Consider the following 25409-nt stretch of genomic DNA (forward strand, 5'->3'; position numbering starts at 1 on the left):
AGTGCAGCCTCGGACAAAGCCAAAGTTTGATTGCAGATAAGTTTACAAATTAAAAATCCGGAAAGTTCAGCCACATTCAAAAATTCTCGAATCGCCAGAAACAACCCGTTGAAAAACAAGACCTTCGACCCAAAAAATATTCACTCATTCAATCATTCAATCATTCAATCATTCAATCATTCAATCATTCAATCATTCAATCATTCACTCATTCACTCATTAAAACTAAAACTCCCACCGGTAACTCAGCACGGGGATGAGGCCCAACTGTTTTTGGCGGATAATCTTTTTCTGAAATGCATCGTAGTAACTGAACGCCTCATTTTTAGTCCCGGATACATTCTGTAAATCGAGCGCGAGGGTCGTACTATATGACGTCCGGCTCTTTTTGAGGTAAATACGAAGGTCGGGGCGGAAGTAATCTTTCAGCTTTAATGCAAAAGGCTCGTCGTTCTTGTACATCGTTTGCTCTCCGTTTTTTGACGCTTCCAGATCGATGGGCGTTTCGCGGAAACCACCCAGCCAGAGAACTTTGGTATTAATTCCCCAGATACGGGCACCGGACTTAAACTCCTTTCCTCCTGTAAAACTGAATGTATGCCGACCGTCGAAGCGTCCCTTCTTGCGTTCGCTCCGGAACGTCAGATAGGTAGCGCTATACAACGACCCCGAAATCATCATATAAAAGTCATGGTTCAACAACTTCTGATACGTCGCTTCCAAGCCATAATTACGCCCCTTACCACTATTAGTCAGGCTCTCTCCTACTCTCGCTTCGATAAGGTTCAAAGCCGAAAAACCGGAACTGTTAGCCGGCACATCGAAATGTTGCTGCCAGTAAGCTTCTATTTTCAGGTTGTCATTCCTCTTAAAATCACGTTGATAACTGGCCGCAAAATGGTGCGCTTTGGCAGGTCCGAGGTTTGGATTGCCGGACAAATTCGTTGTGGAATAACTAGCCGCATAAAGTTGGGCGAGAGGAAGCTGGCTATGCAGACCGTATGAAATCGTCACTTTCTGATTTTCGGACAGCTGCCAGCGTAACGCCGCGCGAGGTTCGAGCGTGCGATGCGTACGCGCCCGCGGGAGGTCCAGTTTGCTGACGGTGGCGTTCAATCCGATTTCAGCTGTAATACCTGCCGCGAGAGGGACCGTCCATTCCGCAAAGGGCTGAAACAGCCGCGATCTCATTTCCTCATATTCGTACAGGGGGGCAAGACGGTCGTACTGGAACGTCAGGTACCAGCCCACTTTCAACTTGCTCTCTCCCGCAAACCGGTAGTTGAAAATCATGTTCCCGGTAACCTTGCTTTTGGTAAGCGAATCGTCTTCGATCGGATACCAATATTCGGGGGTATTGGTATCCCCTTTGTAAAACGCCCGCGACGTTTGCAGGCCCGACATGACAAATTTCGTGTTGAGCACAGCCCTGTTACCCATAGGAAGCGTGTGCGTGACACCCGCAGCGCCCATTTTGTTTCTGTAAATAATATTATGCGAGTCTTTGAAAAACTCCCATTTTGTGGAGTCGGGCTCAGCCTTGAAGGTATTGCTGCTAATGCCTCCCAAACCGAAAACACTGAGATTACCCCCTTTTTTCATTGGGAAATTCAGATTGAACGAGAGATCCTGAAAACGGATATCCTCGCCCCCGAAATTCACACCCATCGCTCCAAGCAGACCGGTAAATGAATAGCGGTAGTTGATTAGGAAAGAAGCCTTCGACTGCTTTGAAAAAGGTCCCTCGGCCGCCACGTCCAACCCGATCAGTCCGGCTTGTGCAGTAAACTCGCTACGCTCATCATTCCCTTTCCGCAGGCGCATGTCCATAACGCCCGCAATCGCATTACCATATTGTGCGGGAAACGCGCCATTCAAGAAATACGATGTCGCCAGTAGCTGTGTGCTCAGGATGTTCACTCCTCCTCCCGCTTGGGTCGGCCTGTCGCTGAATGTCCCCGCATTCGACAAATGGTTCGGATTTACAATCTCCACGCCTTCCAGGCGCCATTGCATGCTGTTCGGTGAATTGCCGCGTACCACTAGCCCGTTGGCCTGATCGTTGGCGGCGGCCACACCCGCGAAGGAGGTCGCTACACGGGCCGGGTCGAGATAGGTAGCCGCATAGCGCATGGTTTGCTCCGCGGTAATGGCCTGCACACTGTTGAATGCAGGGGGCCTGCTGCCCGACACAGTCGCTTCCTTCAATTGCCGGCCAGTGGCGCTGAGCCGCACGTCCTGCACATTTTCCTTGCCCGATTCGAGCAATATCTCCTGGACTACGAGGGTTTGATAACCGACAAACGATACCGTCAGCGTATGCCGGCCTACTCCTACTCCCTCAAAACGGAACAGCCCTGCCTGGTCGGTTATGCCGCCTTTGTCATCGAGCTGTACGGTCGCTTGGGGCAGCGGCAGTCCGGTATCGGCGTCTTTCACGCTCCCGCGCACAACGGAGGTAAATTCCTGGGCAAACACCAAATTGACAGAAAGAAACAGCAGTAAAATGGTACGTATCATAGATGGACGGTTGACATTCAAAACTATCGGTTACAAAAATAGAGTGAATCGTTGCACCGGACAACTCGCGTGAATACTATCCGCTGGTCGACAAGAAGGATTATTTCTCGAAGCACGTAAATGGTATCATCAAAAACTTCTTCAACAACTCGGTGACACAGTTCGGCTCGTTTTTCGCCCGCGATACGAGCATGAGCACGCAGGAGCTCGAAGAATTGAGGAACATTATCGACGAAGAAATTAAGCGTAAGCAAAAAAGGAAAAATAATGGGGCTTCCGCATAGGGGAAACTAAAAGCTGGGTTGTCAGAAACAAAACGAACACTCAATTTAACTGACAACAATTATGAGAAAACTGGCTTCTTTTCTGGCCCTTCTGCTATTTGTGGCGACGGCCTGCGACAGCGAAAAGGTAGTGGACGAAACCAAGCTGCCGGTCAATGCACAGGATTATATCGAAGCTCATTTTCCCCATGCTCGCATCACGCAGGTGGTACGCGACCGCGACGACCTGGAAACCAGTTATGACGTGATCCTGGATAATCAGGTCAAACTCGAATTTGATAAAAAAGGCGATTGTTACAGCATCGAAAGCCGCCACACGGAGAAGCTGCCCGACACGGTGATCCCCCTGAAAGTGCTCGAATATGTGCATGAGCATTATCCCGATGCATTTATTACAGATTGGGAGAAGGACAAAACCGATCAGGAGGTGCGGCTGTCGAACAATAAGGAGCTGGTATTCAACCTGGCGGGTACTTTCCTTCGCATTGATGACTAGATAGATGTTTATTGAATTGAAAAAGCAGGGCGGATTTGCCCTGCTTTTTTATGCCCCACAGCGCTATTTGTCGTACTTTTGCCGCTCGCAGCATTGACTACCTACTATGAAAGTGGAAGATATAGAATCGTTTTTCAAGGATTTACAAGACCGCATTTGCACAGCCATCGCAACGACGGATGGCGGTGCTACCTTTCATGAAGATTTGTGGCAGCACCATTCCGGCGGCGGCGGCCGCACGCGCCTGATTCAGAACGGTGCAGTGATCGAAAAGGGAGGCGTTAACTTTTCGAGCGTTAAAGGTGAGGTACATCCCAGGCTGCGCGCACAAATGAACCTGCCCGAAGACGCAAACCCTCAGTTCACGGCCACGGGCGTGTCCATCGTGATGCACCCGCGCAACCCGCACGTACCCATCATACACATGAATGTCCGCTATTTCGAACTCGACAATGGCACGTGCTGGTTCGGCGGCGGCATTGATCTTACACCGCATTATGTGGTGGAAGAAGATGCCCGTGCCTTTCACGAAACGTTGAAGGCAGCCTGCGACAAGCATCATCCGGAGTTTTATCCTGGATTCAAAACCTGGGCCGACGACTATTTCTTCATTCAGCACCGCAACGAAACACGGGGCATAGGAGGCATTTTCTTTGATTACCTCAAACCCGACGAGCCAGGGAATGGTCAGGGTCTGTCCAAAACAGAGCTTTTTGAATTTGTAAAGGAGGTAGGTGAAAACTTTGCCCCTATTTACACGGCACTCATGCAGAAATATGCGGACAAGCCATTTACCGAAGCGCAAAAACAATGGCAATACCTGCGCCGGGGCCGTTATGTGGAGTTCAATCTGGTGTGGGACCGTGGTACGAAGTTCGGGCTGGAAACCAATGGCCGCACCGAATCAATTCTGATGAGTCTGCCGCCTCAAGCCAACTGGGAATACAATTTCATACCGGAGCCGGGGACTGCCGAGGCGGAAACCTTAAACTGGCTCCGCAAGGGCGTGGCCTGGTAATTCCCAGGCTATCTCTTTCCGGTAATACAAATGGCCGTTTTCAACCGTCAGCGGGGAATCAAAGTTGTTGGTATAGAGCTGGCCGGTGCCCAATCCCTGCGGTAGCGGATTGTTGAATGACGCGGTGTATTGCGCAATGGCATTAAGACCAATATTGGATTCGAGTGCGGAGGTGATCCACCAGCCGATATGCAGCCGGTTTGCGATTTCAATCCACTCGCTGGTGGCAGTGAAGCCCCCCAGCAATGTTGGTTTAAGGATGACGAAAGGCGGTGCGAGTTTTTTGAGCAACGCAAACTTGTCGCGGTAGTTGGGAATGCCGATCAGCTCCTCATCCAGGGCAACCGGTACCGGCGAAGACGCGCAAAGTTCGGCCATCAGTTCGTGCTGGCCTGCCTTCACAGGCTGTTCGATCGAATGCAGGTCGAATGCGCTCAGCCTTTCAAGTCGTTCCTTCGCATTGTCCGCTGTAAACGCCCCGTTCGCATCGACGCGGAGGGTAATCGTGGCTTTGTCAAATCGTGCGCGAACGGCTTCGAGAATGTGGCATTCCTGTTCGAAATCGATCGCTCCCACTTTCATTTTAAGTGTGGTGAAACCCTGCGAGAGCTTTTCCTCCACCTGCGCGAGCATGTTTTCGTAGGAACCCATCCAAATCAGCCCGTTCATCAGGATACCCTCGCCATTTCCTGAAAAACCATTCTTGAACAGCAGTCGCTGCCCGCCGTTCATAATATCCAGCAAAGCCATTTCAATACCCGCCCGAATGGAAGGCAGGTTTTCGGGGATCAATTGTTCGAGGATAATACCCAGGTTGAACGGAAATACATCCAGGTCGAGCTCATTGAAAATGCTGCATACATCCGCCAGCTGCGCCTCGAAGTCCGGAATATCGTCGATACTCAGCCCGGGTAACGGTCCGCATTCACCATAGCCGGCCACCCCGGGTTTCTCAGAGTCGGTAACGATGATAATCCAGGATGTCTTTTGTGTAAGTACCCCGCGAGAGGTGCCCGCTTCCTTGCGAAAATGAAGCGTATGTGGCTTATACACAATTTTTAACGGCATGATTTTGCGGTGTCAGATTTTAAAAGGGGCACAATATTAGACAAAATTTACGTAATTATGCACCAGGATGAAAGAGCTGCCCTGGATAAAAAATGCATTGCTGCCCCTCTCGTGGATCTACGGCGCCGTCACAGATGTACGTAACTTTCTGTTCGACAACGGCATATTGCAATCCGAAAAAGTACTACAAAAAGTAATCGTGGTAGGGAATCTAACCGTTGGCGGGACAGGCAAAACGCCGGTCATCGAATACCTTGCGCGGCACTTTGCCCCCAAAATCCCGACGGCCATACTAAGTCGCGGATATGGTAGGCTAACCAAAGGTTTCAAGCTCGCAGACAGCTCGTCTTCTGCTGCGACAATCGGCGATGAGCCTTTTCAGTTTTATAGTAAATTTCAAAACGAGGTCATAGTGGCCGTTTGTGAAAAACGGGTCGAGGGCGCAGATAGTATTCTTCATTTTTATCCCGAAAACAAACTACTGCTGCTTGACGACGCATTCCAGCACCGTGCCATTCAGCGGGACGTCAATATCCTGCTGAACGACTACAACCGGCCCTTTTACGAGGACCATCCCTTCCCTGCCGGACGGTTGCGCGAAAGGCGGCATGGTGCGAGGCGTGCAGATGCCCTGATCGTCACCAAATGCCCGGTAAACCTTCCCGTTTCGGAAAAAGAGCATATCGCTGAAAATATCCGTCGCTATACCCGCGCCGGTGTGCCGGTTTTCTTCGCTACCACCCGTTACGATGACCCGCAGTCGTACGAAGGCGGGCCTGTTGCGTTAAAGAATGTTAAAATGGCGGCCGGAATCGCAAATCCGCAGCCATTCGCCGCATATTTGGCTGCCCGATTCAGCGTTACAGATGAAAAGGTTTTTCCGGACCATCACAATTACACGCCAAGTGACGTCGAAGACCTGATTAAGAACCTAAAAAACGATACTTTTGTGGTCACGACTGAAAAGGATATGGTCAAATTAAAACCATTGGTGGTCGCAAAAGGCTGTGCGGAAAGGTTTGCATACGTTCCGGTTTCCGTCGATTTCGGGGACGATGAACAGGTTTTCGCGCAATGGGTCACATCACAGACCACCGACCGGTTTTGAAAACGGCAGAACGAGTTTCCCTCTATGAGAATTGTTTTATATAGCTTCCTGTGTGTTTTATGCAGCTTCATTCTAACCATCCCCACAGCCAGCGGCCAGGTGAAGCTTCCGGGCAATATCCGGATGCCGAGCGGCGGCGGAGGCGGAGGTTCACGCGGGGGCGGAGGACAATCCATTCTCGACGATAGTACCAAGAACGTCTACGGCCCGCATTCGACCCTGCATTTTTACGAGCACGACATTCTCAACAACCGCGATTCGGTACGGTACCGCGTAGATACGGGCATGACCAACTTCCACCGGTGGATGCCGATGGATAAGGCCTGGGGCAAGCTGGTCGACCTCGGCAATAACGTTACAGCCACACGCAACCTGTTTTTCCAGCCTCGCGAAGATATCGGTACACAGCTCGGCCTCCGGGTGTATGACGCCTATGCGATCAAACAGGAAGACGTCGCTTATGTAGATACCAAATCGCAGCATACCGAGCTGGATTTTATGTCGGGTCCCAAAAAGACCTCGCTCGGTACTTTCGCCTACACCCAGAGTGTGCATTCCCGGTTCAACTTCGGGATACGCGCTACACGTCTGACTTCCAACAAAGTATATGGTTTTGCCAATTCCATCGCGTCTGCGGCATTGCTCGGACGGAACTGGACTTTCCTGGCGCACACCAGTTTCTTTTCCAAAAATAAAAAGTACCTCATCCTCGCCCATTACCGGCATTTGAACATGAAGGTGGCAGAACAGGGCGGTGTAATACCCAATGTCGAAAACGGTGTGGTTGACAAATATTCGTACGACGGTGCCGCCAAAATCAGCGACAATGCCAATTCCTGGGAACGACGCCACGTTTTCCACGTTTACCAGCAATACCGGCTGCTCAACGGGTTCCAGCTCTTCCAGCAAGCCGATTTGCAGAGTACCATCGACCATTATACCGATCTGCAAATCGACCGCGGACTTGAAAAAGGGATTTATCCTGCCTCCAAATTCAGCACCGAGCAAACCCGTCAGGATATTTACTACAAGCTGCTGGACAATAAAGTCGGGATCAAAGGTTTTTACGAAGGGTTCAATTACCGCGCCTATGTTCGGCAGCGGTTTTACGGGATGCGCGGCGGGGCGCAATCGAAGAACGAAACGGGCGATCCTTATGCGACTTACCGCACGGGTCTTAAATTCGACAACATCATCGGCGCGTGGCTGGGTTATTACCTGAAAGATTCGGTACAATACCTGACGGCCGAGGCCGATCTGAACCTAGCCAAAAACGTGGAGTACCGTTTGAAAGGCGAGCTGAATACCCGCTGGGGAAAAGCCGGGTTCCAGAGTATCCAAACGGCCCCCGACCTGCTGGTACAGCGCTATCTGAACAACCATTTTGACTGGCGTAACAATTTCGATCCTACCAAGGTCCAGACCATCTTCGCATCGCTCGTGCTGAAAACGAAGAAAATAGAGTTTGTACCCGAAGCGCAGATACATCAGATCAACGACTACATTTACTATGACACCGCGGCCGTGCCCCGGCAGCTTAATGCAGGTTTCCGATTGTTGCGCCTCGGCTTCAATTCCGGTATTCACCTCAACCGCTGGAATTTCACGACCATGGGTTATCTCACCCTGAACGACAACAAAGACGTTATGCGCATCCCGACGGTTTTCGCGAGCGGCGAGGTTACTTTTGATTTTGTGTATGCCAAAGTGCTTTACATCCAGCTCGGTCTCGCGGCACGTTACCGCTCGTCCTATTTAGCGGACGCTTATATGCCCATTACGCAACAATTTCATTTACAAGACAGCACAACGCTAGCCCAGAATGTCGTGGTAGACGGTTTTGCCAATGTGCGGATCAAACGGGTGAGGTTATTCTTTAAAATGTCTTATCTTAACCAGGGCGGCAACTTCGGTCTTTTCCCGAAAGGGTATTATGTGACGCCCGATTACCTGGGCCTTGCAAGATCATTTTCGTTCGGGATCAATTGGCCGATGTTCGACTAGCTGAACAAACTTTTGACCAATATGGCTACATCACTCACAACGCTCGGGCTGGAACTTCCGACCGATCCCCGCTGGACCGACATTGCCTCCATGCAGATCGGCGATGTTTTGATAGACCACGCCTATTGTGAGCAAAAAGCTGCTTCCAGCTGCATTTCGCTCATCGTGCATTATCCCGACAAAGCATTACTGGTTGAAACCCTTACGCCCATCGTAGCCGAAGAATGGGGGCATTTCCAGAGAGTTTTGAAGGAATTGAAGAAAAGAAAAATCCCGCTTGGCCGGCAACGGAAAGATGAGTATGTGAACCAGCTCATGCAACTCGTTACTAAAGGCGACGCCAACAAAATGTTTCTCGACAGATTGCTCATTTGCGGGTTGATCGAAGCACGTAGCTGCGAACGCTTCAAGCTGCTTTCGGAAAACCTGGAAGACGAATCACTGCAAAAGTTCTACCGTGAACTGATGATTTCCGAAGCCGGGCATTACCGCACTTTTCTCGAACTCGCCGAAACTTACGTTCCGGCAGAGAAAGTAAGGGCGCGCTGGAAAGAACTGCTGCACGCCGAAGCCGAAATCATGCAATCGCTCTCACCGCGCGGCGACCGCATTCACTGACATTTAGATCCGCATCCCGATGCCATCATTCCTGAACCACGTCGCCAAACGGATCCTGGCCAATCATACCTCGCTCGATCATGTGCAAATAGTGGTACCGACGCGGCGGGCTGCGTTTTTCCTCATGCAGGAGCTGGCCAGCGAAACCAGCGAGGCAATGATGAGCCCGGGCATTATGGCGATCGACGATTTTGTGGAAAGCATTTGCAGCCTGGAAATAGAGGACCCGGTACACCTGCTGTTCGATTTGTACGAAACTTTCCGGGAAATAGACCCGGATGTGCAGTTCGACCGCTTCATGGGTTGGGCGTCGGTATTGCTGAGCGATCTCGACAAAATCGACCAGTATCTCGTCAAAACCGATTTCCTGTTCGAATACCTCTCGGAAGCGCACGCACTGGCACGCTGGCAGGAAAGCCTGCCGGAAGGCAAGTCGCTGCAAGGAGAAGGCGGTTCCAAACAGTATTTCTCCCTTTTCGAGAATATCAATAAGGTTTACCAGTCATTCAGGCAGCGGCTGATCGCCAAAGGGAAGGCCTACCGCGGAATGGCTTACCGCGAGCTGGCCGAAGACATCGGCAGTCTCACGGAAGCACGACCGGAAAGCGAACGAATTTATTTTGCGGGTTTCAATGCATTTACCGCCTCTGAACGGACGATCGTCACTGCATTAATCAAGGCTAAAAAGGCCGAGGTGCTGTGGGATTCGGACCGGTATTATATGTCGGAGAATACCGTGGTGGAGGCCGGCAAGAGCCTCCGCGAGTACCAGCGGAGCAAGGAGTTCGGGGAATGGAACTGGACCAGCGACGACCTGCTTTCGACCGAAAAGCACATTACCATTTACGGCGTTCCCAATGCGACCCTGCAAACGAAAGTCGCGGGAGAGCTTTACCAGCAGATGAAGCGCTTCGATCCGGACGACGCTCCTATTCCTACCGCTATTGTCCTCGCCGATGAAAACCTGCTCCTGCCTATGTTATATTCGCTGGACCAGGAAGTGCGTGACCTGAACGTCACCATGGGCCTTTCGATGCGCAATTCGCTGCTTTACACATTGGTGGACGGCATTTTTGAATTACAGCAAAACGTGGTGGAGTTCCGGACCCGGAGCGGCAAAATGATCCGTGTTCCGAGATTCGGGCATAAATCCATTGATAAGATTCTCAATCACCCGTTCATCAGGCATTACGAGCACGTTGCGCTCACTCCGCTCGAAGACGGGCAAACGATCATCCAGCGAACGCTTCGCGAGATCACCGAAAGCAACCAGGTATTCCTAAGCTCTGAAGAGCTGATCGCACTGGGCGACAATCATCCATTATTCCAGATCCTTTTCACGCATTGGCAGAAAAACAATGCCCAGCAGGTGATCCGCTCGTTTTACCAGCTGATTGAGCTTTTGCGGGAGGTTTACAAGGATTACAAGAATGCACTGGAAACAGAATATCTCTATCTTTTTTACACACTACTTAAACAATTCGAGCAAACGATCGAAGAGCGGGCGGAACTGATCACGCTGCGAACGCTCAAATCGTTTATGTTCGAGCTGATCCGGCAAACCCGCATTCCTTTCAGCGGCGAGCCGATCAGTAACCTGCAAATCATGGGGATGCTCGAAACCCGCGCGCTCGACTTCGAGCGGATTATTATATTGTCCGTCAATGAAGGCATTATTCCCCAGGCGAAGCGGCAGAACTCGCTGATCCCGTTCGACGCAGCGCAGGCCGTGGGGCTGCCTACGCACCAGCATCAGGAAGCGGTGATGTCTTACCATTTCTACCGGCTGCTGCAACGCGCTTCGGAAGTACATATTCTCTACACGAGCACTAACGACGCCCCTGGCGGAGGAGAAAAAAGCCGGTTTGTAAGGCAAATCGAGTATGAACTGGCGGAGTACAACCCGCTGATCCGCATTGAGAACAAAACCGTCGTTTTCGAGGCACAGCAGCAGCGGGAGCTGAAAGAAGTAGTACATAAGGACGACGCGCTCATAGCAGCCATTCGCGCCTACCTCGACGGCAAGGGCATTTATCCTACACACCTCAATGAGTTTATCCGCTGCTCCATGCAGTTTTATCTCAAACACATTGCCGGGGTAAAAGAGAAAGAGGAGGTCGAGGAAGAGCTCGGTATGGACAAAATCGGCACCTGGCTGCACGCATCTCTGGAACGCCTCGACCATGAATTTTTCCTGCTCGACAACGACCCGTCGGAAGAGCAGATTGCGACCGTGCTCCGCGAAGAATTCGACCGGCTTTTCAAAGGCTACGTAACCGACCTCGGCCTCAACCGCATTTATTATCAGATCGGTGAGCAGCAGATATTGACCTTTCTTCGCCATCATATGGCGCAAAAGCCCCGGAGGAAAATCCTCGCGGCCGAGCAGCCGCTGCACACGCGCATCCAGCTCGTGCTGCAAGGCGCGTACACGCCCGTACGCGTAGGCGGAAAGATCGACCGCATCGAATTGGCGGAAGACGGGACTTTGTATGTAATGGACTACAAGACCGGCAGCGTGGAACTGACCGGCAAACAAAAACTCGCCGATCCCGTTGGCCGCGAAGAAGTCATCCGTTCCGATCCTGACCGCAAAATGGGTTACGTGCGCCAGCTCTGGATTTATGAATACCTGATGTACCGCCGGATGAAGGAAGAAAACGGCCTGAAACTGCGTGGTACGACCTACAATTTCGGCGAGTACGCTGTCAAATCGGGCTTTTATTCGTTCCGTGATCCGAAAAACCTCATTGCAAATCCACTGGAAATTACCGAGCAGCTGGCGCCGCAGGAATTCATCGAAAAATCGGAGGTGATTTTGACGGATATACTCAATGTAATGCTTGACCCGGACGTCCCGTTCAGCAAAACCGACGACCTCACAACCTGCAAATTCTGCGACTTCACCGGCATCTGCGGGCGGTAAATTGCCGCTTGAAAAATACCCGCAAAGCCTTGCAACCATTGTCGTAACAAAGCGGTCATTTTCAAAAAAACGTTTACGGTATGATCGTTGCAGCAAAGTTGACCCTCTTCATTATCTGGCTAATGGCCTTTGTCGTCACCTGCCTCATCGTAGGCATTACGTTCCCGGTGATTGTCCTGTTCGACAAGTTTCAAATGCACTTCAAAGAAGTATCCTTATAATACCAAATCGAAATGCCTCTCAAAAAATAAAGGCGGGTGAGTAATCTCATCCGCCTTTTTGCTGCATTATAGATGCTTTATTTCTTTTTGAATTCCAGGTATTGCTCCGTGTTGGCCGCCCCGGAACTCGATTCCGAAAATTTGAGCGTGATATCAATCTGCGGCACCCCGCCCGAGTTCACTTTTTTGTTACCTATGCCACTTAACCGCACATTCAAAGGGCCGCCGATATTCTGTTCCACATCCACTTTCTCGTTGATTTCAAAAGTATCCTGCGCTGTTACTTTTACGGCCACCAACGGAAACTGCTGTGTCAGATCGAGCGTCGAACCCGGTACGCTCACTTTAGAATTCTTGGTATACTTAATGCTCAACTGGTTTTTCACTTCCGTGGTAACCTCCCACTTGTGATTGCTCGACACCCCTCCTTCTACTGTAGTGGTTTCATACACGCCCACCAGGTCCTTTGCATAATCCACTTCCGGTTCAGGGTCTTTCTTGTCGTCCTTGCAAGCGCCCATCAGAACTACCAGACAGCAAAAAATCAGCTTTTTCATACTTCAATTTTAAGAGTAAACAATATTTCAAATATAAACACGCATCCTAAATTTCCTACTATAACGGCACCGTCCCGGGATACGCATATCGGGGCAATAATTTGTTCATTTCAAACTGATTCAAAACGGCAGCTTTTCTAGGTCGACATTACCTCCAGAAATAATGATACCCACCTTTTTACCTTCAAAAACAGGTCTGTTTTTCAAAACAGCGGCAGTAGATACCGCACCGGAAGGCTCCGCCACGATTTTCATTCGCTCCCACAAATAGCGCATTGCCTGAACAATCTCCTCATCGGAAACTGTAAAAATATCAGTCACCTCAGCCTTGATGATCGGGAAAGTTTTATCGCCCAGGTACGTGAGCAGACCGTCCGCAATGGTGTTCACATAGGGTGCCTTTTCGATCTTATCGCTTCTGAAAGACAGCACGGCGTCCGCAGCGCCCTCGGGCTCGCCTGCGTATACCTTCGTGCGCGGGGAAAAATATTTAGCCGATAGCGCAGTCCCGCTCAGCAGGCCCCCTCCTCCTACCGGCGCAACGATGGCATCCAGCGCCATGGCCAAGTCCTCGATCAACTCCTTCGCAGCGGTTGCCTGTCCGGTAATCACTTCGTAGTTATTGAATGGGTGTATAAAAGTGGCCCCCGTGCGAGCGACGATCTCGTCCACCATCCGTTGCCGGTCTTCCGGTGTGTTTTTACAAAAAGTAATCGTTGCTCCGTAACCCTCCACCGCCGCTATTTTGACTTTCGGCGAATTGTCAGGCATCACGATATAACATTTTGCCCCGACCTTCTGCGCCGAGAACGCGATCGCCTGTGCATGGTTCCCCGATGAATGTGTAATGACGCCATTCCCGAGCTGCTCCTCCGACAGCGAAAGCACCGCATTCAGCCCTCCCCTCGCTTTGAATGCACCGATCTTTTGCAGGTTTTCGCATTTGAAATACAGTTCCGCGCCGGACAGATCATTCAGAAACTGTGAAGTGAAAACGGGAGTGTGATGAATGTAGGGTTTGACGAGCGCGTGCGCCGCCTCAATGGTTGCTCTGGTAGGTACAGTTCCTGTCATATGGGTGTATATTATGAAAATCGTTCCTATAATAAAAAGAAAAAGGCCCGTCTTGTTACCGACGGGCCCTCATCTGAAAAATTCACCAGTTTACCTTATTTACCAGCATTTGGCGTGTAAAGGTTGAAGAACTGATCCAATTTCGGCGTAATGATGATTTCCGTACGACGGTTCAGGCTGCGGTTAGGCGCTGAATCGTTAGCCACTTTGGGGAGATATTCTCCACGGCCGCCAGCGATCATACGAACCGGCTCAACACCGTATTTCTTTTGCAGCGTACGTGCAACAGCGGTTGCGCGCAATACGGAAAGGTCCCAGTTATCAGCTACTTTATCTGTTGAGATAGGTACGTTATCCGTGTGACCTTCGATCAGGATTTCGATTTCTTTGTAGTCGTTCAGGATTTTCGCCACCTTGCTCAACACGTTATCAGCTGCGGAATTGATAACGGAGCTTCCCGAGCGGAAAAGCATTTTGTCGGAAAGGGAAACGTAAACTACGCCCTTTTTAACTTCGATCTGAACGTCTTCATCGCTTACATCAGCCAATGAACGTTTCAGGTTCAGTACGAGCGCCATGTTCAAAGAATCTTTGTGCTGGATGCTTCTGTTCAAATCGCGGATCTGTGCACCTTGCTGGTCCATCATCGCAAGTGACTTCTTGATGCTTTCCGAGCCTTCTTTCGAGATTACCGAAAGGTCCGACATACGGTCAAGAAGGTTGTTGTTGTTCTTTTTAAGGAATTCAACCTGTTCTTCCAGCTCTTTCAATTTCGCGTTTTTGCTGGTCAGTTCGTCGTTTTTTGCCTTCAAATCATTATTCAAGCTAGCAGTTCTGCTATCACAATCATTCAGGTCGGCTCTTGCTTTGTCCAGTTGGATTTGGATCTCATTGGCTTGCTTCTGTGCTGAGAGCAATTTTTTCTTGCTGGCACATGAGCCCAGTACAAAGAGCATAGCAACGGCTAAAAGCGTTTGTTTCATAATCGTCTAGGGTTGTTAAAAATAGATAAACACTGTTAAGTAAAACATTTGGTAACTACACTGATCGCTATCAATAATCGAGCCACAGACATTAATAGTCGCCGCCCGGGGTGCTTTCAAAACGCGAAAGTACAAAAAAAGGGAAGAATGTCGTAGCGACACTTTCCCTTTTTCACAATGTAATATAGTATTTTACCTAATAAGGCATCGACCAGAACGGGTTCCTGCGTGCCTTGATGCTGTCGCGAATGTGTACGGACACAATATCCTCGTATTGTTTGTTGTTAATTTTGCGCCCTTTTATCTTTTTCGGAAGATTAATATCCTCTGCGGCAACCGGTTTCATTTTAATATCGATGGCACTGATAATAATATCGCCGTCATTGATATCTAGTTCGAGAATCATCCCCGGTAAGCCGGTGTACATTTCCGGTCCACCCGAGACCGGCAGATCATTGGCGAACCAGGCCGTGATCTTTTGGTCTTTGATCGTATCCTCCGTAACGGCCATCATACACATGTGCCCCGCCACTTCCTTGATCTTGTTCATCACTTTCCAGCTCGGCGCTTTCAGCGAATCCTCTATCACGTAGGTCTTGCCCAACATGCCAATAATATCCGTTCTGGTCTCTTTCTCGAAATTGCGGTAAATCTTGTAATCCGCCTCGGACCACGACCAGCCGTGTTCATTCTCAATGACCTTGGGATAACCGTAAAAACTCTGTTTCTCATTGAAATACAAGGTCATTTTCTGCTTGTACTCGTCGTTTTTGCCCCAGGTCTGCTTCATCCGGTCCTTTTCTTCATTACTCAGGAAGCTCAGACGGGAGTTGATTTTTGTCCAGTAATACACCCTTTCATAGGTGATTTCGCCTTCCAGGTTTTGTGCAAATAATGGCGCGGATGCAATCGCCATCATGAATATCCATATTCTGATTGTTCTCATGACTTGGTTTATAACTAATTAATAGAATCCACTGCGTTTTACGGAAGCCGTCATACCTCTCATATTATAGGTAAAACTCAGCATGAAATACCGCGACAAGGTTGCCACACGACGCTCGGAATAATAGTTCTGACTCGTGTTCTGGCTGATACCCAGGTTTCTTTTGAACACGTCGTTGGCAGTAAGACGGATTTCGCCTTTTTTGTTTTTCAAGATCAATTTGTAAACCGAAAGCGTCAAAATAGGCACCTGCTGGTTGAAACCGAACTGATCGTTTTTATAAGTCCGGTAATTGAGACGGCCGTTGAAATAGATCTCTTTCGGCATCTTGATATTCATGTCGGCATTGTAATTCGCATTGAGGATCTTCTGGTTCTGATTCGTGTTAATCGAATACTTTGTTTCACTGATATTCCAGTTTGCATTGGTATAAAGTGTAAACACATCGCTCGGCGTCAAATCCAGTCGTGCCCCAAAGTTGTAGCCATCTGTATTCGTCTCGTTTTTGACATTGTTAATATAAGTCAGGTTATTACTGAAGTTAATACCTGTATTCACCCCAAATGTCGCCTTGGTCTTCTTCAACGGAAACCCGAAACCGATGTAAGTACCATAATTGTTTCCTCCGCTGATGTTCATCGGCTTGGTTGTCGTTACCAGATCAGCATTGATGGTCCGGTTATAGACGATCTGATCCTCATTATAATTGTAATAGGCATTGATATACAAGTTGGTGAAGCTCGCCGGGTTGAACATATTGAAACCTGCATATGCATTGTGCGTCGTCTGCGGGATCAGGTCCGGGTTACCTTCCACGATGTAGAGCGGATTACTGTTGTCCACGATCGGTTGCAAATCGGTAATCGACGGCTCGCGTACGTTCAGCCCATACTCGGCGTAGAGGTATTTGTTGTTTTTCAGACTATAATTCAATGAAACGTTCGGTACCAGCTTTTTGAAGGTCCTGTCCACACGCGTCATGTTATGCTGCGACTCATCGAGCGCGAACTTGCCTTTCAGATCAAACTGCACGCCCGCGAGTCCCAATGCGAGGTTCAGTCCCTTGTGTGAATAGCGCACGCTGGTTCCGAGACGATTGAAGGTGAAGTCGTTGGTATAATAACGCGTCAGGAACGGATTCACTTTATCCTCTGTACCTTCGACATCAAAAACATCCCGATCGACTTTGTCTTTCCGCATGCTGTAATTATAGAAAGTCTCCCAGAAAAACTTCTTGGCGAAAGGCTCTACGTACGACAAGCTTCCTTTAAAATTTCCCCGCGTGCTCTCGGTTTGCTGCAATTGGTTGATGACACTATTCTTGGTAGAATCCTGCAAGAACAGGTTCTCCGAGTTTTGACGGCGGTCTTCATCGGAATTATTGATATTATAACCTACGCTGGCCGCAAAGTTTCGTCCCTTTTTCTTGAACTTATGACGGTACAACAGCAGGTTGGCCATGGCAAACGAGTTATAATCGCTCAGATTCTTCACATCCGACCGGTTGGTGAGCATATTCGCATTGCGATAGGACTGCGTTTCGCTCGAATACTCATTATCTCCACTGTTGATCCGCGAGTTGCTGATCAGGATCAGCGTGTTGAGCGAGTCGATATTGTGCTCGAAACGGAATGCCGGACGATGATTGCCCGTAAACCCAAGCGTCTTGTTTTTACCTGCCGTGATATAGGAATCATTGGTGAGGAAGTTCTCGGAGCTAGTCTCGACGTCCGTAACCGAGCGCGTCGAGTTATAAAAATAGCTGGTACTCAGCTTGGTTTTCTTGGTATCGAAGTTATAGTTGGCACCGCCGGCCCAGTTTTTGGTAAAACCTTCCGAGCCTTGTCCGCCCCAGTTGGGCTGGATCGTAATGTCGTCGCCACCGTAATAGCGGCCACTGCTGAAACCGAAATCACCGTCATCGCCCCAGTTGAACGACTGGCTGCCCTTGAAGTCCTGGTAATCATTCCGCGCGATACCCGACTGGTTGGTATTGTTTCCAAATCCAAGCACGGCGAATTGCTGTTTTTCATCGAAACGGTTGTAGCTCACCTTACCTTCGAGCCGCGAGTCCGTTCCAACACCCGCAACGGCCTTACCGAAGCCGCCCTTTTTATGGCTGTCCTTCAATTCCAGGTTCATGGTTTTCTCCCGCTTGCCATCGTCCACACCGGTCGCTTTGGCCTGCTCTGTCTTACCATTAAAAACCTGTACTTTGTTAATAGCCTCAGCCGGGAGGTTTTTCGTGGCCATTTTGGGATCGTCGCCAAAAAAGCGCTTACCGTCTACCGTTACACGTTTGATCTCTTCGCCCTGTGCCCGGATGTTACCGTCGCCATCCACCTGTACGCCCGGGAGCTTACGCAGAAGGTCTTCTACCGATGAGCCCGGAGGTACCTTAAATGCCTTGGCGTCAAATTCGACCGTGTCCCCACGTATACTCAGCGGTGCCCTGGCGGTTTTGATTACCACTTCGTACAATTCCTTTTGCAGGACCTTCATTCTAGCCTTTCCAATATCGACAACTTCCTGATTTTTAGGATCTATTATCTCCTGATAAGGTACATAACCCACGTAGGATACTTTAAAAATGTAAGTTGCACGTTTAAGGTTCTTCATTTCGAATGACCCGTCTTTGGCGGTCCTTCCGAAATTGACGAGCGAGGAGTCCTTAGGCAACAGCAACATGATCGTCGCTTCGGGTAATATCGTCCCGGAGGTATCGGTGACGGTTCCTTTTAACGTAAATCGCCCTCCGGTCTGCGCGTGCGCAGCGAGCATAGGAAGGCATAACCATAACAGAAGTAGGATTTTTTTCAAGGCTAGTTTTTTGGTGGTTATGTGAGTAGAGGTTTGTAACTGAGGTATTACATTTTTGCAATTATAGAGAATGCAAACCAAGTTTACAACTAAAAATATAGTTAAAACGTGATTTTATATCGAATTGAGAAATATTTAACTTTTATTAAGAATAACAACTGTGAAAGTACTCTTTTTGGTATATATAAGTTACTTTAATTCGATAAATTTTTTGTTAAATTATTCCTGGCTGGATTTCATTGACCATATTTGCCCTCTAGTTGTTATAGTTTTAGCTTGAAATGAAAAGTATCGGAGTAATATCAGACACACACGGCTACCTGGATGAACGCGTTTTCGATCATTTTGCCAATTGCGACGAAATATGGCACGCAGGCGATATAGGCTCGGCGGAGATCGTGAGCCAGTTACAGGCATTTAAGCCTACCCGTATTGTTTTTGGAAATATCGATACGCCTCAGGTTCGCGCACTCACATATGAAAACCTGCATTTCGAAGTGGAAGGCTTTCGCGTGTGGATCACACACATCGGCGGCGCACCACCGCGTTATAACCCGCAGGTAATGCCAACATTGAAGTCAAATACACCGGACATTTTTGTGTGCGGCCACTCCCACATTCTTCGGGTGATCCGCGACAAGTCTTTGAATAATATGCTCTATATCAACCCGGGGGCTGCGGGGCGCGAAGGGTTTCATAAATTCCGAACATTGCTCCGTTTCAACCTGCATGAAGGACTGATCAGCCAGATGGAAGCGATTGAACTAGGTAAGCGGGGGGCGATAATTAATGATTGAATGAGTGAATGATTGAATGACCGAATAATAGAGGGGACTTTACAATCATTTGAAAGTCAGGTTACAAATTCCCTGGACCTATTCAATCATTCAGTCATTCAAAATTCATTCATTCAAAACGTCACCCTAACTACCTTCGTTTCGCTCCCACGCAGCAATTCTGCCTCGACGGTCTGCCCTTTTTCGTGTTTCCCGAGGATTTCCATGTAATCATAGATGGTGCCGATCGGCTCACCGCCCAGCCTGGTAATGACATCTCCGACAAGTATCCCGGCCTTTTCGGCTGGCCGTGCCTTTGATACGCCATCGATCTTCAAACCCTTTCCGGTGTAGCTGTAATCGGGCATGACCCCGAGTGTTACCTTGAAATTGCTGGTCGTATTTCCGGAATGCGGGTTACCGGCCGTGAGGAACTCCGGTTCTGCAGGTTCTTTGTCCAGGCTTTCCAACAACCCGGATATCAACGTGAGTATGCTGGCTTCACCTTCGTAATTGATCTTGTCCGGATCGTCGGATATTTTGTGGTAATCGCCGTGGGCTCCGGTGAAGAACTGTACCACCGGGATATTTTTCAGGTAGAACGAAGTATGGTCCGATGCTCCCACCCCTGACGAGTCAACGGTATATTTCAAGTTCTGACGTTTGGCCAGATCCGGGATCAGTTTTCCCCAGACTTTACTCGTGCCCCACCCTGATATAATAATGCCTTTCTGCGCATCCAGCCGGCCGATCATATCCATATTGATCATGGCCGAGAAGGTGTTCAACGGAAGCGTCGGCTTTTCGACATAATGCTTGGAACCCAGCAATCCCAGCTCTTCCCCTGAAAACGTGATGAACAGGTAATTATGCCTCTCTTTCACATTATTACCTGCGAAGAACCGTGCCAGTTCCAGCACACCGGCAGTTCCCGAAGCATTGTCGTCAGCCCCGTTATGGATTTTGTTCTTGCTGTCGGGTGAAAGCGAGCTCCCCTGAAAGCCTTTGCCTAAATGGTCGTAATGCGCGCCTATTACGATGGTTTTGGCAGCACCGTTGTCCAGAAAACCGGCCACATTCCGACCGGTCAGGTCATGGGCCTCGCCGTCGATCGCAAATGAGACATCAAACGGCTGAAAATACCCTTTTGTCCCCGCGGGCTTCAAACCGATTTCTTTGAAAGCGGCAGCAATGTAATTGGCCGCACGCACCTCCCCGAGACTGGCCGTTCCGCGGCCCTCGAGGTCATCGGAAGCAAGATATTCAATGTGCTTACGGATCGGCGCGGTCTGAAACCGCTGCCCAAAAGTCGGTGAAGCGCACGCCAGTGCGATTACGGCCGGAAAAAAGTATTTCATTTAGAGTACTTCCTGAATATCCGTCAAAAATTTCCTTACCCGCATAAGACGTTGGATCAACAGCTGGGCTTCTTCCTTGCGGCGCAACTGCTCGCGCGTGCCCTTGATGGTACGGCCCTGCTTATCGCGCTGGTGCATGATTTTGCGGATAATCTCGATGTCGCGCTCGGTGTAGCGCCTGCGGTTTCGCGAATCGCGTTTGGGGTTGAGTTGCGGAAATTTCTTTTCCCAGAAGCGTAGAGCGGAAGGCTCACAGCCTACCATTTCAGCAACTTCGTTGGTGTCGTAGTATAATTTGGTATTGGGTTCCATAAGTTCAAAGCGGTTATTACAAAGATAATCGTGCCCGCTGTTAAACCCGGTTTTCCGACAAATTTTTGATTTTTTCGAGTGCCATCTCCGCAAATTCCTCCGAGGATGCGTAATAATCCTTCCCGTCCGGCAACACCGAAAAATCGCCTATTTCCAGTTCCAGGAGCGTTGTTTCCCCTTCTTCTGCCAGTCTGTAACGGTAAGCGATATCGTAGTATGAAGGGGGGTGCTCCCATTTCGATACATAAAGCGAAAAAATGAGCAGCTTGTTCGGCTCGTACCCCGTGACCGTAAGCCGCGTCATCCCCGACCAATCGATTACTTTTCCGTATTCGAGATAGTAATCTTCGAAATCGTTCGGGAGATCGTCCCACTGCCGGATATATTTAGGGGCTATCAACACTTCCCACACCTTCGCCACAGGTGCTTCAATGGTAATTTTCTTGCTGACGGTAAGCTCCTGTGCCATAAAAAGATATTTTGTTTTATTCTTCCAGACATCGAAAAAACTGTGCCGTATCAGGGGTACTGATATTTTTACTTATTGTGAAGGAAAAGCACTTTTTGCTATCTTTCCCCGCTGACACGGTTCGAGCTATTTCGGTGTCAAAGTATTCAAAAACGAACAAATAACTTATCAATTCTCATCGGAATGGGACAGGAACAAGGCCCGGGCCGCGTCACTCGTGAATCCAAATTAGACAGCATTCAGGTTTTGAGGGGCATTGCTGCATTGTACGTCACGATTTATCATTTAAAAGACGTGATCCCCGGTGACGCCCCTTTCCGGAAAGAAATTGATTTCATTGCGGGATCCGGCCCGGCCGGGGTAAGCCTATTTTTCGTGATCAGCGGTTTCATTATGGTGTATATCACCCGCAATACCGTGCCGTCGATGGGGAGTATTTTCCGCTTTATCGCCAAGCGGCTCATCCGCATCTGGCCTGCGTACGCGATCATTACCCTCGCATATTGCCTGCTTCACAGCCGCATGTCACCCAACCCCGAATGGGCGTCCGAACTTTTGCGCAGCCTGCTCTTTATTCCTTTATCCAATACACCGGCGCCTTTTTACGGCTATGCCACGCTCAATGTAGGATGGAGCCTCAACTATGAGATCTATTTCTATCTTTTGATCGCCATTTCGATGCTTTTTTCGCGCCTCCGCTGGTATGCGTTCTTCCTGATGATCGCGGTTACGCTGGCAGGCATTCCGGCCTATTATGGGGTTTTTACTTTAAAAGCGGATAAAATGCAGAATCTAGGGGCGCCGTACCTTAATATGATCACCAACCCGATTATCTGGAACTTTGTATGCGGCGTATTCCTGGGACTGGCCTATTACCATAATTCGATGCATGAGCGGATCCGCGCATTGCTTTCCATCAAAATGGTTGCGCCTACGGTCCTTTGCCTCGCTATATGGCAATTCCTTTCAGGCTTCCTGGGCGGATTCGGACCGTTGGAATGGGGACTCGGATCCACGCTCGTTTTTGCGGCATTCGTATTTCATTATCAGGAACGCATTCAGAAATTCCCGCCGTGGCTCGTCCGTTTAGGGGATATGTCGTTTTCGATTTACCTCTTGCACGTTCCCATCGTCGTAGGACTTGGTTTTCTGTTCCGCAAGCTGGGCTTTCCGGTTTACAGCGAAGGCACGGCGATGTTCCTGTTATCGCTGGCTCTGACACTTATCGGTTCACGTATTTCCTATGAATATATTGAAGTAAAACTCACCTCCTACCTGAGCCAATGGCTTCGTAAAAGCAAGCAGCTGCCCGTGAAAAAGCACGCAAGCAACCAGGTCTAACGGAGTTTTACATCTTCCACGGTTTTATAGCCGTTGTTGGTGATCTGCCGCGGATTCTGCGACCACAGCCGTTTCATGAAACCGGCATAACGCCCCACCACATATTCCTCCGGATAGCTGAGCTGATGCCCTTCCAGGTTTTCGAAGTTCAGTTCAAATGGTATTTTAAACTTTTTCAGCTGATCCGAAGCGACTTTCGCGCCTACCATCCCCGGATAGGTAGGACACGAAAGGAAAGTACCGCCATAATACGGTAACACATTATCCCCTATTCGCTGGAAAAAGACCGTCGGCATGGCGTTCGACGCATTAATATACTCGCTTCGGAATATCCCGTAACCCATCTTTGTAAGCAGCGCCCGCACCCGGAAAGGACTGTCCTCAGCCTGGGGATCGAGACGGCCCAATGCCTTGGTAATGCCTGGTGCAAGTGCCTCGAAATCCGCTTCATTCATGTAAACCAACGCTGTGATGGTAATAGCTCCGGCGCTGCTGCCTGCCAGCATGATCTGGCGTGTATCGATACCGAACTCTTCCGCACGGTCCACGAAGTAATGGATCGCGGCATAAGTATCTTGCACGGCGCGGTACACTGCACGCACTGCTTCCTGGCTGTTGCCTCCGCAAGCGAAACCTTCGCTCGCCCCGTTGAATCCAAGGCGATAGTTGATCGACGCCGCTGCATAACCTCGCTGTGCAAGCCCGCGGGCCATCCCCATTTCGTTGTCCAAATCCCCAAAAATAAATGCTCCTTCGTGTACCATCAGCACAAAAGGCCGGTACTGCAGGGTATCGTTATTGGGAGCGACAAACTTGTATTTCAATTCTGTGGCTTTTCCGCGATAATCGGTTGCCGTATCGAAAACCCCCTCGCTGGTTTTGAGATTGGTGTCGGTAAAAATTTTATCAGCACCAAAGCGGGCGGTATTTGCAAGGGAAGAATCAGGGTTCTTGGCCGGAATCGTGTCGATAATCACGGTATCGGGCTTATTAGGCACCGTCGTGTCATCGCCGCCTTTCGGTCCCGGGTCTGAGGCCGGGTAACGGCAGCTTACAATCATCCCGATCAGTACCACCAGACCATACGTCCAGTAAAATTGTTTCAACATTTTTAGGGTCAATAATTTCTGATAGGGTTTGCCGGTTCGTGGTAACGCAAAGACGGCCGGACAATGAATACCGGCCGTCTCTATGCTATCCCGGCAATCCGTACACGAAAATACGCTGTTTTCGCTTTAAGTGTGTCCATTCCCGGTGCGATTGATTTAATTATTTATGTTTTTTCTGACGGTACTCGAATCCCTGGTGGTGTCCTGCTCTGCCTGATGATAGAAATACCCCTCGGTTTTGTTCTTTTTGGCCATACCTTCTTTTTCCGTGTTACCCGCCTGCATGCGCTTCCCGCACGAGATCACGAACAGGAATAGGACAACCCCTGTTATGATGCCAATGGCTATGCTCTTTTTCATGATTGATACCCGTTTAGTTTGTCGATTTAACAGACGGGCCATCTACAAAAAAGATACCAGCACCAGCCAGCCAACAAGGCGTCAGAATGCTTTTGGTATGGTTTTTACAAGGCGTTGGCAATCACCCACTATATGAAGTCATGGATATCATCATTTTTCTCAAAGTAATCGGCAACCTTCTTTTCGCAGTGATACTCTTGCTGGCGGTGGCATTTTCGTCCGCCTTTTCGGTACTGACATACATGTTCCGCAGCTCCCGGCCATCGGCAGCCGGGATCAAAAGCCTGGTCAGGAGAAAATACACATCGCGCTAAGGCCTACGAAAGCAGGTTTTGCCGGAGCAGGAATTCGAGCTGACCGTTGACGTCAATCAGCTTTTCGATCAATTCCTTGTTTTCTTCCCGCAAGTGGAAGATTTCGTAGGCATTCTTGATGATAATGCGTAGCTGCTGTTCGTCCCAGGGTTTATTGAGATAATAGTAGATATGTCCCTTATTTACAGCGTCGATCACTGCGGTAATATCGGTATAACCCGTAAGCAGGATGCGCACGGGATCGGAGTAATCCTTTAACACTTCTATCAGAAAGTCCACACCCGTCATCTCCGGCATGCGCTGATCGGTAATGATCACATGCACGACGTTGTGTTTCAAAAGTTCGAGACCTTCTCTTCCCGAAGTTGCAATTAAAATGTTGAAGTCTCTTCTGAAAGCGGCCTTGAATGAGTTGAGGTTGTTGATTTCATCATCCACATACAGTACGCTTATTTTTCCTTTTTCCATTCTGAATACTTGGTGCTTGACAGGGTAAGGAGATGTCCACCCCGAACTAATTGATAATATTATAATATTAATTCTATATTCGCATCAACAGCCACGGCACTTTCGACAAATTTTTCACACAATGCATAAGCGCAAGCTTCTGCTAATAAGGGAATTTTACACGCATACGTCCAAATATTTTGTCCCCCATTGAACCAGAGGTTAGTTTTACAAAAATAAATTCAGCAATTTGTGTAATTATTGAAGCGAGTAAAAATGC

General features: G+C 49.2%; 24 protein-coding genes. 11 read left to right on the forward strand and 13 right to left on the reverse strand.

The features are described 5' to 3' along the window. Positions 1–225: 225 nt before the first annotated feature. On the reverse strand, positions 226–2520 hold the full coding sequence (locus AC2YIT_RS00550; protein WP_487277917.1) for a TonB-dependent receptor: 2295 nt from the start codon (positions 2518–2520) through the stop codon (positions 226–228). Positions 2521–2567: 47 nt separating this feature from the next. On the opposite strand from AC2YIT_RS00550, the gene AC2YIT_RS00555 reads away from it, so the two are divergent. From AC2YIT_RS00555 to hemF, 3 genes are all read left to right on the forward strand, one after another. Next, the gene (locus tag AC2YIT_RS00555) at positions 2568–2804 is read left to right on the forward strand and encodes a BlaI/MecI/CopY family transcriptional regulator (protein ID WP_487278479.1); all 237 of its coding nucleotides are present in this window, start codon (positions 2568–2570) and stop codon (positions 2802–2804) included. 61 nt (positions 2805–2865) lie between these two features. After that, entirely contained in the window at positions 2866–3300 is a 435-nt protein-coding gene (locus AC2YIT_RS00560; RefSeq protein ID WP_487277918.1) for a PepSY-like domain-containing protein, read from the forward strand. Between the two features lie 106 nt (positions 3301–3406). Continuing rightward, a complete protein-coding gene (gene hemF / locus AC2YIT_RS00565; protein WP_487277919.1) occupies positions 3407–4318 on the forward strand; it encodes an oxygen-dependent coproporphyrinogen oxidase in 912 nt (303 codons plus the stop codon). On the opposite strand, the gene AC2YIT_RS00570 is transcribed toward hemF, so the two are convergent. Next, positions 4286–5386 carry an o-succinylbenzoate synthase gene (locus tag AC2YIT_RS00570; RefSeq protein ID WP_487277920.1) on the reverse strand — a complete coding sequence of 367 codons (1101 nt, stop codon included), beginning with the start codon at positions 5384–5386 and terminating at the stop codon, positions 4286–4288. The genes hemF and AC2YIT_RS00570 overlap by 33 nt on opposite strands. Positions 5387–5453: 67 nt before the next feature. On the opposite strand from AC2YIT_RS00570, the gene lpxK reads away from it, so the two are divergent. The 5 genes from lpxK (at position 5454) to AC2YIT_RS00595 (ending at position 12263) form a co-directional block, all read left to right on the forward strand. Next, positions 5454–6494 (forward strand): tetraacyldisaccharide 4'-kinase, encoded by a 1041-nt coding sequence (gene lpxK, locus AC2YIT_RS00575; RefSeq protein ID WP_487277921.1) that lies wholly within the window; start codon positions 5454–5456, stop codon positions 6492–6494. A gap of 24 nt (positions 6495–6518) precedes the next feature. Next, positions 6519–8498: a putative porin gene (locus AC2YIT_RS00580; protein ID WP_487277922.1), complete on the forward strand. Its 1980-nt coding sequence runs from the start codon at positions 6519–6521 to the stop codon at positions 8496–8498. A 21-nt stretch (positions 8499–8519) separates the two neighbouring features. Further along, on the forward strand, positions 8520–9116 hold the full coding sequence (locus AC2YIT_RS00585) for a MiaE family protein (protein WP_487277923.1): 597 nt from the start codon (positions 8520–8522) through the stop codon (positions 9114–9116). A gap of 19 nt (positions 9117–9135) precedes the next feature. Next, positions 9136–12042 carry a PD-(D/E)XK nuclease family protein gene (locus AC2YIT_RS00590; protein ID WP_487277924.1) on the forward strand — a complete coding sequence of 969 codons (2907 nt, stop codon included), beginning with the start codon at positions 9136–9138 and terminating at the stop codon, positions 12040–12042. A gap of 80 nt (positions 12043–12122) precedes the next feature. Then, positions 12123–12263: a hypothetical protein gene (locus tag AC2YIT_RS00595; protein ID WP_430843442.1), complete on the forward strand. Its 141-nt coding sequence runs from the start codon at positions 12123–12125 to the stop codon at positions 12261–12263. Positions 12264–12340: 77 nt separating this feature from the next. On the opposite strand, the gene AC2YIT_RS00600 is transcribed toward AC2YIT_RS00595, so the two are convergent. The 5 genes from AC2YIT_RS00600 to AC2YIT_RS00620 all read right to left on the reverse strand — a co-directional run bounded on the left by AC2YIT_RS00600 (position 12341) and on the right by AC2YIT_RS00620 (position 18643). Further along, on the reverse strand, positions 12341–12820 hold the full coding sequence (locus tag AC2YIT_RS00600; RefSeq protein ID WP_487277925.1) for a hypothetical protein: 480 nt from the start codon (positions 12818–12820) through the stop codon (positions 12341–12343). Between the two features lie 120 nt (positions 12821–12940). After that, the gene (locus tag AC2YIT_RS00605; protein WP_487277926.1) at positions 12941–13894 is read right to left on the reverse strand and encodes a threonine ammonia-lyase; all 954 of its coding nucleotides are present in this window, start codon (positions 13892–13894) and stop codon (positions 12941–12943) included. A 95-nt stretch (positions 13895–13989) separates the two neighbouring features. Beyond that, the gene (locus AC2YIT_RS00610) at positions 13990–14877 is read right to left on the reverse strand and encodes an OmpA/MotB family protein (protein ID WP_430843440.1); all 888 of its coding nucleotides are present in this window, start codon (positions 14875–14877) and stop codon (positions 13990–13992) included. A 196-nt stretch (positions 14878–15073) separates the two neighbouring features. Next, positions 15074–15823, reverse strand: coding sequence for a GLPGLI family protein (locus tag AC2YIT_RS00615; RefSeq protein WP_430843439.1), 750 nt, complete (start codon positions 15821–15823; stop codon positions 15074–15076). Between the two features lie 18 nt (positions 15824–15841). Further along, a complete protein-coding gene (locus tag AC2YIT_RS00620) occupies positions 15842–18643 on the reverse strand; it encodes a TonB-dependent receptor domain-containing protein (RefSeq protein ID WP_487277927.1) in 2802 nt (933 codons plus the stop codon). 281 nt (positions 18644–18924) lie between these two features. Between AC2YIT_RS00620 and AC2YIT_RS00625 the strand changes: the two genes are divergently transcribed. Beyond that, the gene (locus tag AC2YIT_RS00625; protein ID WP_430843437.1) at positions 18925–19440 is read left to right on the forward strand and encodes a metallophosphoesterase family protein; all 516 of its coding nucleotides are present in this window, start codon (positions 18925–18927) and stop codon (positions 19438–19440) included. A 113-nt stretch (positions 19441–19553) separates the two neighbouring features. Here AC2YIT_RS00625 and AC2YIT_RS00630 read toward each other — a convergent pair whose 3' ends face one another. From AC2YIT_RS00630 to AC2YIT_RS00640, 3 genes are read right to left on the reverse strand one after another with little or no spacing between them, the layout of a single operon-like run. Next, positions 19554–20777 carry a M20/M25/M40 family metallo-hydrolase gene (locus AC2YIT_RS00630; RefSeq protein WP_487277928.1) on the reverse strand — a complete coding sequence of 408 codons (1224 nt, stop codon included), beginning with the start codon at positions 20775–20777 and terminating at the stop codon, positions 19554–19556. Further along, the gene (locus AC2YIT_RS00635; RefSeq protein WP_188935454.1) at positions 20778–21089 is read right to left on the reverse strand and encodes a MerR family transcriptional regulator; all 312 of its coding nucleotides are present in this window, start codon (positions 21087–21089) and stop codon (positions 20778–20780) included. It abuts the gene before it with no gap. A gap of 40 nt (positions 21090–21129) precedes the next feature. Next, positions 21130–21558, reverse strand: a complete 429-nt coding sequence (locus AC2YIT_RS00640; protein WP_430843435.1) for an SRPBCC family protein — start codon at positions 21556–21558, stop codon at positions 21130–21132. Positions 21559–21741: 183 nt separating this feature from the next. Between AC2YIT_RS00640 and AC2YIT_RS00645 the strand changes: the two genes are divergently transcribed. Beyond that, entirely contained in the window at positions 21742–22899 is a 1158-nt protein-coding gene (locus AC2YIT_RS00645) for an acyltransferase family protein (RefSeq protein WP_487277929.1), read from the forward strand. Here the strand turns inward: AC2YIT_RS00645 and AC2YIT_RS00650 are convergent. Continuing rightward, positions 22896–24008 (reverse strand): alpha/beta hydrolase, encoded by a 1113-nt coding sequence (locus AC2YIT_RS00650; protein ID WP_487277930.1) that lies wholly within the window; start codon positions 24006–24008, stop codon positions 22896–22898. The genes AC2YIT_RS00645 and AC2YIT_RS00650 overlap by 4 nt on opposite strands. Before the next feature lie 156 nt (positions 24009–24164). Further along, on the reverse strand, positions 24165–24368 hold the full coding sequence (locus AC2YIT_RS00655) for a hypothetical protein (RefSeq protein WP_430843432.1): 204 nt from the start codon (positions 24366–24368) through the stop codon (positions 24165–24167). Between the two features lie 140 nt (positions 24369–24508). Between AC2YIT_RS00655 and AC2YIT_RS00660 the strand changes: the two genes are divergently transcribed. Next, a complete protein-coding gene (locus AC2YIT_RS00660; RefSeq protein ID WP_487277931.1) occupies positions 24509–24682 on the forward strand; it encodes a hypothetical protein in 174 nt (57 codons plus the stop codon). A gap of 3 nt (positions 24683–24685) precedes the next feature. Here the strand turns inward: AC2YIT_RS00660 and AC2YIT_RS00665 are convergent, their stop codons facing one another. Beyond that, a complete protein-coding gene (locus tag AC2YIT_RS00665) occupies positions 24686–25150 on the reverse strand; it encodes a response regulator (protein WP_019940883.1) in 465 nt (154 codons plus the stop codon). Positions 25151–25409 lie beyond the last annotated feature (259 nt).

The sequence above is a fragment of the Dyadobacter sp. SRI_021 genome, from assembly GCF_057586235.1.

Excerpts from the sequence above, each read along its gene's own strand:
- AC2YIT_RS00660 (WP_487277931.1), top strand. The coding sequence starts at position 24,509 with ATGGATATCATCATTTTTCTCAAAGTAATCGGCAACCTTCTTTTCGCA.
- AC2YIT_RS00640 (WP_430843435.1), bottom strand. The coding sequence starts at position 21,558 with ATGGCACAGGAGCTTACCGTCAGCAAGAAAATTACCATTGAAGCACCT.
- AC2YIT_RS00605 (WP_487277926.1), bottom strand. The coding sequence starts at position 13,894 with ATGACAGGAACTGTACCTACCAGAGCAACCATTGAGGCGGCGCACGCG.
- lpxK (WP_487277921.1), top strand. The coding sequence starts at position 5,454 with ATGAAAGAGCTGCCCTGGATAAAAAATGCATTGCTGCCCCTCTCGTGG.
- AC2YIT_RS00615 (WP_430843439.1), bottom strand. The coding sequence starts at position 15,823 with ATGAGAACAATCAGAATATGGATATTCATGATGGCGATTGCATCCGCG.
- AC2YIT_RS00665 (WP_019940883.1), bottom strand. The coding sequence starts at position 25,150 with ATGGAAAAAGGAAAAATAAGCGTACTGTATGTGGATGATGAAATCAAC.
- AC2YIT_RS00630 (WP_487277928.1), bottom strand. The coding sequence starts at position 20,777 with ATGAAATACTTTTTTCCGGCCGTAATCGCACTGGCGTGCGCTTCACCG.
- AC2YIT_RS00650 (WP_487277930.1), bottom strand. The coding sequence starts at position 24,008 with ATGTTGAAACAATTTTACTGGACGTATGGTCTGGTGGTACTGATCGGG.
- AC2YIT_RS00625 (WP_430843437.1), top strand. The coding sequence starts at position 18,925 with ATGAAAAGTATCGGAGTAATATCAGACACACACGGCTACCTGGATGAA.
- AC2YIT_RS00610 (WP_430843440.1), bottom strand. The coding sequence starts at position 14,877 with ATGAAACAAACGCTTTTAGCCGTTGCTATGCTCTTTGTACTGGGCTCA.
- AC2YIT_RS00645 (WP_487277929.1), top strand. The coding sequence starts at position 21,742 with ATGGGACAGGAACAAGGCCCGGGCCGCGTCACTCGTGAATCCAAATTA.
- AC2YIT_RS00550 (WP_487277917.1), bottom strand. The coding sequence starts at position 2,520 with ATGATACGTACCATTTTACTGCTGTTTCTTTCTGTCAATTTGGTGTTT.
- AC2YIT_RS00655 (WP_430843432.1), bottom strand. The coding sequence starts at position 24,368 with ATGAAAAAGAGCATAGCCATTGGCATCATAACAGGGGTTGTCCTATTC.
- AC2YIT_RS00595 (WP_430843442.1), top strand. The coding sequence starts at position 12,123 with ATGATCGTTGCAGCAAAGTTGACCCTCTTCATTATCTGGCTAATGGCC.
- AC2YIT_RS00585 (WP_487277923.1), top strand. The coding sequence starts at position 8,520 with ATGGCTACATCACTCACAACGCTCGGGCTGGAACTTCCGACCGATCCC.
- hemF (WP_487277919.1), top strand. The coding sequence starts at position 3,407 with ATGAAAGTGGAAGATATAGAATCGTTTTTCAAGGATTTACAAGACCGC.
- AC2YIT_RS00600 (WP_487277925.1), bottom strand. The coding sequence starts at position 12,820 with ATGAAAAAGCTGATTTTTTGCTGTCTGGTAGTTCTGATGGGCGCTTGC.
- AC2YIT_RS00570 (WP_487277920.1), bottom strand. The coding sequence starts at position 5,386 with ATGCCGTTAAAAATTGTGTATAAGCCACATACGCTTCATTTTCGCAAG.
- AC2YIT_RS00580 (WP_487277922.1), top strand. The coding sequence starts at position 6,519 with ATGAGAATTGTTTTATATAGCTTCCTGTGTGTTTTATGCAGCTTCATT.
- AC2YIT_RS00560 (WP_487277918.1), top strand. The coding sequence starts at position 2,866 with ATGAGAAAACTGGCTTCTTTTCTGGCCCTTCTGCTATTTGTGGCGACG.
- AC2YIT_RS00590 (WP_487277924.1), top strand. The coding sequence starts at position 9,136 with ATGCCATCATTCCTGAACCACGTCGCCAAACGGATCCTGGCCAATCAT.
- AC2YIT_RS00635 (WP_188935454.1), bottom strand. The coding sequence starts at position 21,089 with ATGGAACCCAATACCAAATTATACTACGACACCAACGAAGTTGCTGAA.